The organism is Psychroserpens sp., assembly GCF_036960315.1.
Taxonomy (GTDB): domain Bacteria; phylum Bacteroidota; class Bacteroidia; order Flavobacteriales; family Flavobacteriaceae; genus Psychroserpens.
This window is the reverse complement of record NZ_JBALVR010000002.1, coordinates 429,549-442,376: the sequence shown is the minus strand read 5'-3', so window position 1 is coordinate 442,376 and position 12,828 is coordinate 429,549. Positions and strand designations below refer to the sequence as shown.

12 protein-coding genes are annotated in these 12,828 nt (G+C 35.1%); 9 read left to right on the top strand and 3 right to left on the bottom strand.

Translation table 11 applies throughout. The features are described 5' to 3' along the window. Positions 1–44: 44 nt before the first annotated feature. Positions 45–1,457, bottom strand: coding sequence for a fasciclin domain-containing protein (locus V7719_RS05650; protein WP_335728903.1), 1,413 nt, complete (start codon positions 1,455–1,457; stop codon positions 45–47). A gap of 82 nt (positions 1,458–1,539) precedes the next feature. On the opposite strand from V7719_RS05650, the gene V7719_RS05645 reads away from it, so the two are divergent. The 8 genes from V7719_RS05645 (at position 1,540) to V7719_RS05610 (ending at position 9,998) form a co-directional block, all read left to right on the top strand. After that, the gene (locus V7719_RS05645; RefSeq protein ID WP_335728902.1) at positions 1,540–2,442 is read left to right on the top strand and encodes a toxin-antitoxin system YwqK family antitoxin; all 903 of its coding nucleotides are present in this window, start codon (positions 1,540–1,542) and stop codon (positions 2,440–2,442) included. 78 nt (positions 2,443–2,520) lie between these two features. Continuing rightward, positions 2,521–3,708 carry a tRNA 2-thiouridine(34) synthase MnmA gene (gene mnmA / locus V7719_RS05640; RefSeq protein ID WP_335728901.1) on the top strand — a complete coding sequence of 396 codons (1,188 nt, stop codon included), beginning with the start codon at positions 2,521–2,523 and terminating at the stop codon, positions 3,706–3,708. Between the two features lie 72 nt (positions 3,709–3,780). Then, a complete protein-coding gene (locus V7719_RS05635) occupies positions 3,781–5,388 on the top strand; it encodes a S8 family serine peptidase (RefSeq protein WP_335728900.1) in 1,608 nt (535 codons plus the stop codon). Then, the gene (locus V7719_RS05630; RefSeq protein ID WP_335728899.1) at positions 5,389–6,336 is read left to right on the top strand and encodes an NAD(P)H-dependent flavin oxidoreductase; all 948 of its coding nucleotides are present in this window, start codon (positions 5,389–5,391) and stop codon (positions 6,334–6,336) included. A gap of 44 nt (positions 6,337–6,380) precedes the next feature. Further along, entirely contained in the window at positions 6,381–7,484 is a 1,104-nt protein-coding gene (locus tag V7719_RS05625; protein WP_335728898.1) for an ATP-grasp domain-containing protein, read from the top strand. A gap of 320 nt (positions 7,485–7,804) precedes the next feature. After that, complete coding sequence (locus V7719_RS05620; protein WP_335728897.1) at positions 7,805–9,187, top strand: MATE family efflux transporter; 1,383 nt, start codon at positions 7,805–7,807, stop codon at positions 9,185–9,187. 8 nt (positions 9,188–9,195) lie between these two features. After that, positions 9,196–9,423 carry a hypothetical protein gene (locus tag V7719_RS05615; protein ID WP_335728896.1) on the top strand — a complete coding sequence of 76 codons (228 nt, stop codon included), beginning with the start codon at positions 9,196–9,198 and terminating at the stop codon, positions 9,421–9,423. Further along, positions 9,423–9,998 carry a phosphatase PAP2 family protein gene (locus V7719_RS05610; protein ID WP_335728895.1) on the top strand — a complete coding sequence of 192 codons (576 nt, stop codon included), beginning with the start codon at positions 9,423–9,425 and terminating at the stop codon, positions 9,996–9,998. The genes V7719_RS05615 and V7719_RS05610 overlap by 1 nt, the downstream gene beginning before the upstream one ends. A 1-nt stretch (position 9,999) precedes the next feature. On the opposite strand, the gene V7719_RS05605 is transcribed toward V7719_RS05610, so the two are convergent. Further along, entirely contained in the window at positions 10,000–10,719 is a 720-nt protein-coding gene (locus tag V7719_RS05605; protein WP_335728894.1) for a glycosyltransferase family 2 protein, read from the bottom strand. 98 nt (positions 10,720–10,817) lie between these two features. On the opposite strand from V7719_RS05605, the gene V7719_RS05600 reads away from it, so the two are divergent. After that, on the top strand, positions 10,818–11,756 hold the full coding sequence (locus V7719_RS05600; protein WP_335728893.1) for an NAD-dependent epimerase/dehydratase family protein: 939 nt from the start codon (positions 10,818–10,820) through the stop codon (positions 11,754–11,756). Here the strand turns inward: V7719_RS05600 and meaB are convergent. Further along, positions 11,746–12,825, bottom strand: coding sequence for a methylmalonyl Co-A mutase-associated GTPase MeaB (gene meaB / locus V7719_RS05595; protein ID WP_335728892.1), 1,080 nt, complete (start codon positions 12,823–12,825; stop codon positions 11,746–11,748). The genes V7719_RS05600 and meaB overlap by 11 nt on opposite strands. Positions 12,826–12,828: the final 3 nt, after the last annotated feature.

The following is a 12,828-nucleotide window of genomic DNA, read 5'->3' as shown; positions in this document are numbered from 1 at the left end:
GCAATTAATAAATTCCGGATGTACTTATAAAATGTGAATTATTATTAATCTTCAGCAGGTAACATCACTTTGTTTAATACATGAATGACACCATTTCCTGCTTGCACATCAACGGCAATAATACCTATGTCAGTATTGCCAGCTCCGTCAGTAACATCAGCAATGTTATCACCTGTACCTGGTAAGCTGATTGTTATTGCTTGTCCATTTAGCATTGTTGGCGAAGCACCACCAGCATCTATTAAGTTAGTAGAAGTTACATTAGCATCTCCTAAAACATGGTGTAATAAAACTTGAGTTAATACAGGTTCGTCAGGAATAGCAGCTAAAGCGGCAAAGGCATCATTGGTTGGAGCAAATACAGTAAAAGGTGCAGGGCTAGTTCCATTCCCTGTTGATAACGTAGCTACAAAGTCTGTTGCTGGAGTTAATTCTGTTAATGCAGTTACTAAAGTTGAGAAATTTGGATCTGCAGTAGCAAATGTTACTATTGAAGGAATATCTATAACTGCATCTACAGCGTGAATAATCCCGTTAGTACCCACAACATCTGCAGTAGCGACCGAAGAAACGCCATTGAATCTTACACCATCGTCAGTTTTAAAGTATAAACTTATGTTATTGTCATTTGGTCCAGTTGCTAAAGTATTTGTGTAATCATTTCCTAAACCTACTAAAGCTGTTGATGTGATAGCTCCACCAACAACATGGTTTAATAAGATATTTGCTAAAGCATCAGTAGGCACATCACCTAAAGGTGTCCCATCTAAAAATGCAGCAAAAGCATCATCATTTGGAGCTAAAACTGTAAAAGGACCAGCACCACCAAGTACGCCCACTAAATCTCCATCAGCTGCTTGTAAAGCTAAAACTAAGTTGCTAAACCCAGGGTTTGCTAGGGCATGATCAACTATTGTTGGTAATCCAATAACAGCGTCTACAAGATGAATTGTTCCGTTAGAAGCATCAATATCTGCTCCACCTGACACAACAGAAGATACATTGTTAAAACGTACATCACTTGACGTGTTAAAATAGATGCTTAATTTTTGTTCTTCTGGACCATCTGCATTCGTGCTCGTGTACCCAGCGCCTAACCCAGTTAAGTCAGAAGCCGATAAATCTGCAGAAATAACATGGTTTAATAGTACTTGTTCTAGGACGTCTGTCGAAATATCTGATAATTCATTATCTCCTAAGAACGCTGCGAAAGCTTCGTTTGTTGGAGCTAATACGGTAAATGGACCACTTCCGCTCAAGAGGTTTACTAAATCTCCATCGGCTGCTTGTAAAGCTAAAACTAGGCTGGTTAAGTTTGGATTAGCACTTGCTAGCTCGACAATGTTTAGTGGGTCTAGTACTACAGTTCCGTTATCGTCATCGTCACTACATGCTTGAAAAGCAAATGAAAATAAAAATAAAGGTAATAATCTGATTGTTTTTGAAATAATTTTCATTTTTTTGAGTTTTTGTTGTTTAACATTATTAATAAAATATTAGTTTGTTTAACAAATTTACTAAATGATTAAACAAAATATAATGAAACTCTTTATTTTTATATTTATTTTAACAATTGCGCCTTTAGGTTCTTATGCTCAAAATACTGTAAACCAGTATGATAATAACGAGGAGCGCCATGGTGTATGGAGAAAGCACTTCGATAAGACCAAAGAGTTGCGTTATGAAGGTCAGTTTAACCACGGAAAAGAAATAGGATTATTTAAGTTCTATACGCTCCATAAGGGCGAAAGTGTTCTAAGTGCGACGAAGCAGTTCAATGAAAATGATAATAAAGCTGTAGTTAAATTCTTGTCTTCTAAAGGGAAAATTATCAGTGAAGGTCAAATGAATGGTAAACTTTATATTGGAAAATGGATATACTATCACAATAAAAAAGATGCTATTATGACCATTGAATATTATAATAATGGCCAGTTGGAAGGTGAGAAATTAGTATTCTATCCAGACGGAAATACGGCAGAGAAAGCCAATTATGCCAATGATAAACTGGAAGGGAAATCAACGTGGTATTCCGAAAACGGAAAGGTTTTAAAAGAATTCCTTTATAAGAATGGTGAATTCCATGGTATTTCAACGTATTATGATGCCAGCGGAAACATACAAGCTGAAGGTTTATACAAAAATGGATTGAAAGAAGGTGTTTGGACTTACTATGAAGGCAAAAGGCTTTCTAAAAAATTGAATTACAAAAACGGTAAGCTTCAAGGAAAAGTAACTTGGTATTCTAAAAAGGGTAAACTCTTTAAGGATTTGCAGTATGAAAGAGGTTTACTTCACGGCAAATGTAGATATTTTGATAGCCTAGGTAATATAGAATCTAAGGGTATCTATATTAAGGGAATTAAAGATGGAGATTGGAGCTATTATAAGAATGGTAAACTATTAAAAACCGAGAATCATACTAAGCCTAAAAAGCAATAGCTAAAACTAATACATAACATAGTCAATTATTATAGCAACACTAATTATGTTGCTATTTTTATTTCTTAATTTTGCAGAATGCAAAGAGTAATTGTCGGATTATCGGGAGGAGTAGATTCAAGCGTCGCTGCCTATTTATTAAAGGAGCAAGGTTATGAAGTGATTGGCTTGTTTATGAAAAACTGGCACGATGACTCTGTGACTATATCTGACGACTGTCCTTGGCTTGACGATAGCAACGATGCGATGTTGGTAGCTGATAAATTAGGGATTCCATTTCAAACTATCGATTTAAGTGAAGAATACAAAGAGCGTATTGTAGATTACATGTTTGATGAATATCAAAAAGGAAGAACACCAAACCCAGATGTACTCTGTAACAGAGAGATTAAGTTTGATGTCTTTATGAAAATAGCATTAGAACTTGGAGCAGATTATGTCGCAACAGGTCATTATTGCAGAAAAGGCACTATCGAAAAAGACGGAAACGACGTTTTTCAACTTTTGGCTGGCGCAGACAATAACAAAGATCAATCATATTTCTTATGTCAATTGTCTCAAGAGCAACTGTCAAAGGCCTTATTTCCTATAGGAGAATTAACTAAGCCACAAGTACGTGAGATAGCTACCAAATTAGATTTAGTAACTGCAGATAAAAAGGATTCGCAAGGATTATGTTTCATAGGAAAAGTAAGATTGCCAGAGTTTCTTCAACAAAAACTGAAACCAAAAGAAGGCGTCATTGTTGAAATTCCGAAGGAAACAGAATTATACAATGGTCAATTACCGCCATTTGATTCTAAAGAAAAAGAACTTCAATATCTAACCAGAAAAATTGACTATTCGATAGGTGATGGAAAGATTGTTGGTAAACATCAAGGTGCGCATTACTTTACTAAAGGTCAACGAAAGGGATTGGCAGTTGGAGGTACTATTGAGCCATTATTTGTAATAGAAACCGATGTTGATGATAATGTGATCTATACAGGACAAGGTAAACGTCATCCAGGATTGTTTAAAAAAGCACTGTTTGTTACTGAAGACGAATTACATTGGGTTCGTGAGGATTTAAGTATAGATGTTGGCGAAACCATGCAAGTCATAGCAAGAATTAGATATCGTCAGGCTTTAGAAGAGGCAACGCTTCATAAAGTGGAGAACGGACTTTTCGTTGAGTTTAAAAACCCCCAATCAGCGATCACTGAAGGTCAGTTTGTTGCATGGTACTTAGGTGACGAATTAGTAGGTTCGGGAGTAATTTCTTAAATTGCAGTAAAGAAATCTTAAGTATTGTGTTTTGAAAATGACTATGTTTTTAAAATGAAATAACTATTAGGTATGAAAAAAATCCTACTCTTTTGTGTTGTACTATTTCAGTACAATGCCATTGCTCAACAAGATGCTTGGGTCTATTTTAATGCCAAAGAAAATGTACAAGCCTTAATCGGTAATCCAATTTCTATTTTAACACTACAAGCCATTGAACGAAAGAGTGCAGGTGGTATTGCTATCGATGAACGCGATGTTCCGGTTAGCGAATCATATATCACACTGCTTAAAGCCCCAGAAACAGGTGTTACAGTTTTTGCGAAATCCAAATGGTTTAATGCTGTTTATGTTCGTGGTACTGAGGATGATATTAATGCTTTGATTGATGACTTTGATTTTGTAGAATCTGTTGAATACGCCGATAAAAGCTTAAATGGACTGTCCAGATTTGCTGAGATTGAAGACAAATTTTCAGTAGAAAATAACACGGTGTCTTTTAACTATGGAAATGCGCAAAACCAGGTAGAAATGATAAATGCAGATGCACTGCATATTGGCGATTATACAGGTGAAGGTATTATGGTTGCTGTTATGGATTCTGGTTTCCCAAATGTGGATACTATGGGAGCTTTTCAACGATTACGTGATAATGGAGATTTGCTTGGTGGTTATGACTTTGTTGATAGAACGAACAATATATATGCATTTGCCGATAATAATCATGGAACCAAAGTGCTAAGTGATATGGCTGGTTTTATTGAAGATCAATTTGTAGGTACAGCACCAGATGCATCTTATTATGTATTTAGAACCGAAGATACAGCAAGTGAAACACCTCTTGAAGAAGCAAATTGGGTTGAAGCTGCCGAGAGAGCAGATAGTTTAGGCGTTCATATCATTAATACATCATTAGGTTACAGAACTTATCAAAATAGTAATTATAGTCATACGAGTGCTGATTTAGATGGAAATACAACCTTTATTACGAGAGGTGCAAATATGGCGAATGAAAAAGGAATCTTAGTGGTTGTTTCTGCTGGGAACTCTGGTGAAACAGGTGTTGGAGCTCCTGCTGATGCTGTAGGTGTTTTAAGTATTGGTGCTGTTAATGCCGATGGTATTTATGCGGTTTTTAGTTCGCAAGGGAGTGCGTCTCAACCTACTATTAAACCAGATGTTGTAGCTCAAGGTTCAGGGTCGTTTGTTATTGATGATACCAATAGTATTATAAATAACAACGGAACCTCATTTAGCTCACCAATTATGGCTGGAGGTATTGCATCTTTGTGGCAAGCTTTACCAAATGCAACTAACGAAGAGATTAAAAATTATGTGCGCCAATCGGCATCTCAGTTTACAACTCCAGATTATTTTTTAGGTTATGGTATACCAGATTTACAATTAGCATTAGATATTGGATTATCCTTACAAGAAGAAGATTTCTTTGAGTTTAAGGTATTCCCTAATCCAGTGACAGATATATTAAATGTTCAAATCCCGTCGGCTAATGAAATAATCACTTTAAGAATTTTTGATATTCTTGGAAAAACGATTCTAGAGCAAATAATAACGACATCTTCGAATCAATTGGATGTGTCTTCAATGGCTTCTGGTGTTTATATAGTGTCATTTCAATCTGGAAATGCATCAAAAACTATCAAACTTATAAAATCATAAATGGCGAATAAAATTACCGAACTCTTTAATATTCAATATCCAATTATTCAAGCAGGAATGATTTGGAATAGTGGTTGGAGGCTTGCTTCTGCAGCAAGTAATGCTGGTGCTTTGGGTTTAATAGGTGCTGGATCTATGTACCCAGATGTGCTGCGTGAGCATATTCAGAAATGTAAAAAAGCAACCAACAAGCCTTTTGGTGTTAATATTCCAATGTTATATCCTAACATTGATGAGATTATGAATATTATAGTAGAGGAAGGTGTGAAAATCGTCTTTACTTCCGCAGGAAATCCTAAAACTTGGACCTCTTGGTTAAAGGAAAAAGGAATCACAGTCGTTCATGTAGTAAGTAGTGTGAAATTCGCACTAAAAGCTCAGGATGCTGGAGTGGATGCTGTTGTTGCCGAAGGTTTTGAAGCTGGAGGACACAACGGAAGAGAGGAAACTACAACCCTGACTTTGATTCCAATGGTGAAAGAACATCTAGAAGTCCCTTTAATTGCAGCTGGCGGAATTGCGACAGGTCAAATTATGTTAGCAGTGATGATTTTAGGTGCTGATGCAGTTCAAGTAGGAAGTCGCTTTGTTGCTAGTGAAGAATCTTCGGCACATGAGGCATTTAAACAAGTGGTAGTTGATGCAAAAGAAGGAGATACACAATTAACTTTAAAAGAATTAGCTCCTGTAAGATTGATTAAAAATAAGTTTTTTAATGACGTCCAAGAGCTTTACAAAACAGGGCCTACAGCTGACGAGCTAAAAACACTTTTAGGAAGAGCTAGAGCTAAAAGAGGAATGTTTGAAGGTGATTTAGAAGATGGTGAATTAGAAATTGGTCAAATCGCTGGATTAATTCATGATATCAAACCTGCAGCTCAAATAGTGGAAGATTTGATTACCGAATTCGAATTAGCCCATAAGCAATCCCTGAAAATCACACTTTAAACCCTATATTTGAAGGCTATTAGTAACCCCCTTATTTATCATTAATGACTCCAAGACGTAACGTTTTAATTCCAGATGGAGACAGTACTTGGGCTTTATCTGTGATTCAATGTTTATCACAAATTGAGGGTTACAAATTATTCGTTTTATCCAATAAAAAACGAACGGCGACTAGGTTTTCAAAACACACCTCTTATTATAAGTTTTATCAAAGACAACAAGATGTATCTTGGTTGGAAATTATTAATTCTGAAATAGAATCTAATGCTATTGATGTTGTCGTTCCTATTGCTGAAAATGAAGTTTCTTTTTTCATTAGGTTTAAAGAAAGAATATCTAAAACGATACGTGTTATTCCTTTAGCAGATTTAAAGGATTTTGAGATAGCGATAAACAAAAAAAAGTTGAGTGATTTTGCAAAAGCAAACAACATTCCGCATCCAAAATATTTTCATATTACTTCGGAAACTGATAAACAAGAAATCTTGTCCCAAATTCGTTTTCCAATACTAATCAAACCAATGACTCTAAAAGGAGGTGACGGAATTAAAAAAATAGATTCAATTTCTGAACTTTTAAAGACGTTAGAGACTAGTTCATTACCTCAGTTCGTTCAAGAATATATTGAAGGTTATGATATTGATTGTAGCGTTTTATGTCTCGACGGAAAGATTTTAACGTATACAATTCAAAAAGGAAATTTAACAGGATATAATCAGTATGCTCCACAGTTAGGGTTTGAATTTCTTGAAAACGAAGAGGTGCTCAAAGTCGCAAAAGATACTATGTCTAAGCTCAATTGGTCAGGTGTTGCTCATTTGGACTTGAGATATGATGCAAATGCCAATGATTATAAACTTATCGAAATAAATGCTCGTTTTTGGGGAAGTGTTGAGGGGTCAAAAAAAGCAGGAATCAACTTTCCAGACCACGCGATTCAGTTAGCCTTAAATCATGCTATTGAAATCCAGGAGTTTGAACCTATTAACTATATGCGCTTAAAAGGGGTGTTAAAAACAGTTAAGAGTCGTCCAATACTTTTATTTAAAACCAAATACCTTATGAATAATACTGAGGTAAAATCTTTTTTAAAAGATCCTTTACCAACATTATATAAATTTAGAGAGTGGCTGGGAAGACAATTTTGAAAGTTTATAAATGACAAAAAGAGGACGAATCCTCTTTTTGCATGAAACGTTTTTAACAATAAAATTTTAAAATCCCTCTAAAATAACAGCTAAAAAAGTTTCTACCCCAAATACCTAACCTACTACAATAAGGTATTTAATTATGATAAAAATAAGCGTTTAAGACAATTTCTAAACTTCTTTTGAACTCAACTTATTAACAATTTTGGTTTATAACTTTTTAATAATCAAACATTTGAAATTTTTTTATAGAAAACATAGCTAAGGTAAAGTCTACACAAACCAAATGTTTTAACTTTGCCCATATAAAGTATTATCTTTTGATTTTAGCTCAATACACAAAGGAATTTTATTATAATTATAAATTGGCAGCACCTATTATTTTAGGCATGCTGGGGCATACTTTTGTCAGTTTTGTAGATAATATAATGGTTGGTCAACTTGGAACTGCAGAATTAGCTGCAGTATCATTAGGGAATAGCTTTATGTTTATTGCCATGTCGGTTGGTATTGGGTTCTCTACAGCGATTACGCCTTTAGTTGCCGAAGCCGATTCTGCTAAGGATTTTATTAAAGGGAAATCAGCATTTAAACATGGATTATTTCTCTGTACAGTTCTCGGGATTGTTTTGTTTCTATCTGTATTTTTTGCAAAGCCTCTATTGTACTTTATGAAACAACCTGTTGAGGTTGTAGATCTAGCATTGCCGTATTTGAATCTGGTAGCGTTTTCATTAATTCCGTTGATTGTTTTTCAGGCATTCAAGCAATTTAGTGATGGCTTGTCTATGACTAGATATCCTATGTATGCGACACTTTTGGCCAATGTTGTGAACGTCATTTTAAATTATGTATTGATCTTTGGGAAGTTTGGTTTTCCCGAATTTGGAATTGTTGGTGCAGCTTATGGTACCTTAATATCTAGATTTATAATGGTAGCTCATCTATGGTGGTTACTTACCAAAAAGGAAAAGTCTAAGGCATTTGTAACTAATATCAAATTTTTTGTTTTAGATAAATTAATGATTAGAAAATTAACCGATTTAGGAGCGCCAAGTGCCATGCAAATGTTTTTTGAAGTTGCCATTTTTACGGCTGCTATTTGGTTGAGTGGCTTATTGGGTAAAAACCCTCAAGCAGCCAACCAAATCGCATTGAATCTATCATCAATGACCTTTATGGTGGCCATGGGGTTAAGTGTTGCTTCTATGATTAGAGTTGGTAATCAAAAGGGATTAGGTCAATATTTTGAACTTCGTAGAATAGCTTTTTCCTTATTTATGTTAGCCATATTATTGGCTATTTTCTTTGGGACTATATTTTTTATTTTTCATAATGAACTACCAAAATTATACGTCGATTATGACGACACCAAAAACCTTATCGATAATACCGAAGTGGTTTCAATAGCAGCTAAATTAATGATTGCAGCAGCGATTTTTCAAATAAGTGATAGTATTCAAGTTGTGGTTTTAGGAGCTTTAAGAGGCTTGCAAGATGTTAAAATTCCTACGATTATTACCTTTATTTCGTATTGGGTTGTTGGCTTTCCTGTAAGTTTCTTCCTCGGAAAAGAGGAAGCCTATGGTAGCTTCGGTATATGGCTTGGATTACTAGCTGGTTTAACAACTGCTGCAATATTATTGTTTATAAGATTCGATTATTTAACGAAAAAGTTAATTTTGTCAAATACTAATGCTTAATACATAACATGGAACTACCAAAATTTATACTTGGAGATAATACAGATTATCCTAATGCGATATTTGTCATTCATACCGAATTCCCTCGATTTATAATCAATCTCGAAGATGATGAAGTAGAGTGGTTTGAAGAGTTTGATGAGCACGATCAACGTGAAATAGAAAGCGAAACTGAAAATTTAATCCAAGAGGCTACCGATTTTTATGATAGGGAAGTTTCTAGATACGACGAATAATGATAGAAGAACTCGTTAGACTTGATACCGAATTATTTATCTATCTAAACAACCTAGGTACCGAAACATGGGATGGGTTCTGGATGTTTTATACCACCAAATTTAATTGGATACCATTTTATGCGTTGTTGGCATATCTAATGTATAAGCGACTAAATACTAAAATGTTCTTATTAACACTTTTGGTGGTTGCTTTGATGATTACGTTTACAGATCAAATTACTAACCTATTTAAAAAAGTGTTGGTGGTGCGATTAAGACCTTGCCATAATGGTGATATTGATGGGCTTTATAGATTAGTTAAAGAGTATTGTGGTGGTAAATATGGTTACTTTTCTGGCCATGCATCAAATTCAATGGCAGTCGCTGTTTTTACAAGTTTGATGCTGAGATCCAAATATAAATATATACCGCTTGTCTTAATTCCATGGGCTATGGCTATGGGGTATAGCCGAATTTATATTGGTGTACATTATCCTTTAGATGTTGTTAGTGGAATGCTTTTCGGAGCGTTTTCAGGGTTTCTGTTTTATAAATTTGATAGGTACCTTCAGGCGAGATTTCAGTTGAAGTAAATTACTCAAAACTCTTTTTCTCGATAGTATAAGCTATCATTTTCTTTTTCATCCAGAGGTAAGCAAAACAATCTGTTAGTGGAGATATAAGCCGTTTTCGTAAACCAAATTTCGACGTTCCAGCAATTCTAGGGAAATGTCTAACGGGAACTTGCTTTACAATACCATTTTGCAAGAGAATCATTGCAGGTAGAAAACGATGTAAACCTTTAAACATTGGAATGCGTTTGGCATATTCGGTTTTGATCACCTTTAAAGGGCAGCCAGTATCGTCCATTCCGTCATGGGTAAATAGGCGACGTATGCGATTAGCAATTCTTGAAGATAGTTTTTTTATAACGCTATCTTTTCGGTTTTGGCGTACTCCAGTCACTAAATCGGAATCTTTAATATGTTCTAAAAGAAGATTAAAATCTTCAGGAGAAGTTTGTAAGTCGGCATCGATATAACCAATCAATTCTGTATCTGTATAATCAAATCCAGCTTTTAAAGCAGCACTCAAGCCTTGGTTCTTACTAAAAAGTAAATACTCAAAACCTAAATGTCTATTACAGATAGTTTCGATAAGGGATTGACTTCCATCTGTAGAGCCATCATTCACAAAAAGGACCCTAGTAATAGTTGTACTGGCTTTTAAATAGGCAATGAGTTCCTCTTCTAAGCGTCCTATATTACTTTCTTCATTGTAAACAGGAATGATAATCGTGAATGTGTAATCCATCTGTAATCAATTAGTAGTGCAAAAATATTCTTTTTATCAGCACGATAATAAATAGGATTGATTTAAATATTGTTATTTTGTACATTAAAAGGTTTAAAATGAAAATACTAGTTACAGGAGCTGTCGGTTTTATTGGTTCACATACTGCAGAACGTTTACAAAGTCTTGGTCATGAGGTCTTGGCAATTGACAATTTTAATGATTACTACAGCTTAGAATTGAAAAATTTAAATGCTAAAGCCTTGACGGAAAATGGTATTACGGTTTTGAAAAAAGATTTGCGTGACGCTGATTTTTCTGAAGACTTACCAAAAGACATCGGTTATATTTTTCATTTTGCTGCACAACCTGGAATTTCTCAAACATCAACATTTGAAGATTATTTTACCAATAACATTATTGCTACCAAAAACTTGGTAGATTATGCTTTAGAATGTAAAGACTTAAAGCTCTTTGTGAATATTGGAACATCGTCCATATACGGGTTAGAAGCAACTTTCCCTGAAGATAAGGCGCCAAAACCAGCATCACATTATGGAGTGACAAAATTAGCTGCAGAACAGTTAGTACTTCAGAAAAGCAGAGAAAAACTCATAAAAGCCTGTTCATTGCGATTGTATTCGGTAATCGGTCCTCGTGAGCGTCCAGAGAAGATGTATACTAAGCTTATAGCATTAGGTTTGGAGGATAAGCCTTTTCCATTATTTGAAGGCAGTGATAAGCATTTACGTAGTTTTACTTATGTTGGTGATATTGTTGATGGTGTAGTTAGCGTGATAGGAAATGAATCTAAGGTTGATGGTGAAATTATCAATTTAGGAACCGAAGTTGAGCATACAACAAAAGAAGGTATCGAAGCGGTGGAGAACATACTAGGAAAGGCGATAGTACTCAATGTGATTCCGAAACGTCCAGGTGATCAATCGCGTACTAAAGCGAATATTGATAAAGCAAGAAAACTACTTAATTACAATCCGCAAACTACATTATTAGAAGCTGTAAAAAAGCAAGTGGAATGGTATAAGGCTAATTTTTAAGACTTAACAAATATTCCGCAGCAACAAAGGGTGTTGTTTTTCCGTCTTCAATCAATTGTAATTGTGCTTTTAGCGCTTCTTTAATTTTTTGCTGATTGAAAAAATCAGATTTCAAGCGGTCTTCAATAGTTTGCAACAACCAAAATTTGTTTTGATCTGTACGATGTGTTTCAAAATAGTCGTTAGCTTTTGTATGCTTGAGGTATTCTGAAATCAACAACCACAATTCATCAACTCCTTCGCGTTTTAATGCACTACACAAAGTGACTTTAGGTTGCCATTCTGACTCTTTTTGCGGATACATATGCAAGGCTCTATTGAATTCGACTTTAGCTAACTTTGCTGCTTTCAAGTTCTCACCATCGGCTTTATTAATCGCAATAGCATCAGCCATTTCAATAATGCCTCGTTTAATGCCTTGCAATTCATCTCCGGCACCTGCAATTTTTAGTAGTAAAAAGAAATCTACCATACTATGTACAACAGTTTCACTTTGACCGACTCCAACCGTTTCAATAACAATAGTATCAAAACCAGCTGCTTCGCAAAGAATAATAGTTTCACGTGTTTTTCGAGCTACACCGCCAAGTGAAGTTCCAGATGGCGAAGGTCTAATAAATGCATTGTCGTTTTTTACCAAATCTTCCATTCGGGTTTTATCACCTAGAATACTGCCTTTGCTCAAACTGCTACTTGGGTCAACAGCAAGAACAGCTACTTTTTTACCAATAGAGGATAGATGCATTCCAAAAGCTTCAATAAAGGTGCTTTTTCCAACTCCAGGAACTCCAGTAATCCCAATGCGAACAGAGTTATTAGCATGAGGTAGGCACTGTTTAATAATAGTGTTGGCTTGCTTTAGATGTTTCGGATTAGAACTTTCTACTAGCGTAATGGCTCTACTTAAAGCAGTGATGTTGCCGTTTAAAATTTCAGACACTAATGAAGACGTAGAAGGTTGCGCTTTTCTTTTCTGCTTGATATTTTTTATAGAAGATGCATTGGTGATATCAGATTGTGATACTCCATCTGTTTCATGTAATGCAGACGATTTAGATTTTTTAGACAAGCT

Coding starts and splice junctions, on each gene's coding strand:
- V7719_RS05650 (WP_335728903.1), bottom strand. CDS start 1,457: ATGAAAATTATTTCAAAAACAATCAGATTATTACCTTTATTTTTATTT.
- V7719_RS05645 (WP_335728902.1), top strand. CDS start 1,540: ATGAAACTCTTTATTTTTATATTTATTTTAACAATTGCGCCTTTAGGT.
- mnmA (WP_335728901.1), top strand. CDS start 2,521: ATGCAAAGAGTAATTGTCGGATTATCGGGAGGAGTAGATTCAAGCGTC.
- V7719_RS05635 (WP_335728900.1), top strand. CDS start 3,781: ATGAAAAAAATCCTACTCTTTTGTGTTGTACTATTTCAGTACAATGCC.
- V7719_RS05630 (WP_335728899.1), top strand. CDS start 5,389: ATGGCGAATAAAATTACCGAACTCTTTAATATTCAATATCCAATTATT.
- V7719_RS05625 (WP_335728898.1), top strand. CDS start 6,381: ATGACTCCAAGACGTAACGTTTTAATTCCAGATGGAGACAGTACTTGG.
- V7719_RS05615 (WP_335728896.1), top strand. CDS start 9,196: ATGGAACTACCAAAATTTATACTTGGAGATAATACAGATTATCCTAAT.
- V7719_RS05610 (WP_335728895.1), top strand. CDS start 9,423: ATGATAGAAGAACTCGTTAGACTTGATACCGAATTATTTATCTATCTA.
- V7719_RS05605 (WP_335728894.1), bottom strand. CDS start 10,719: ATGGATTACACATTCACGATTATCATTCCTGTTTACAATGAAGAAAGT.
- V7719_RS05600 (WP_335728893.1), top strand. CDS start 10,818: ATGAAAATACTAGTTACAGGAGCTGTCGGTTTTATTGGTTCACATACT.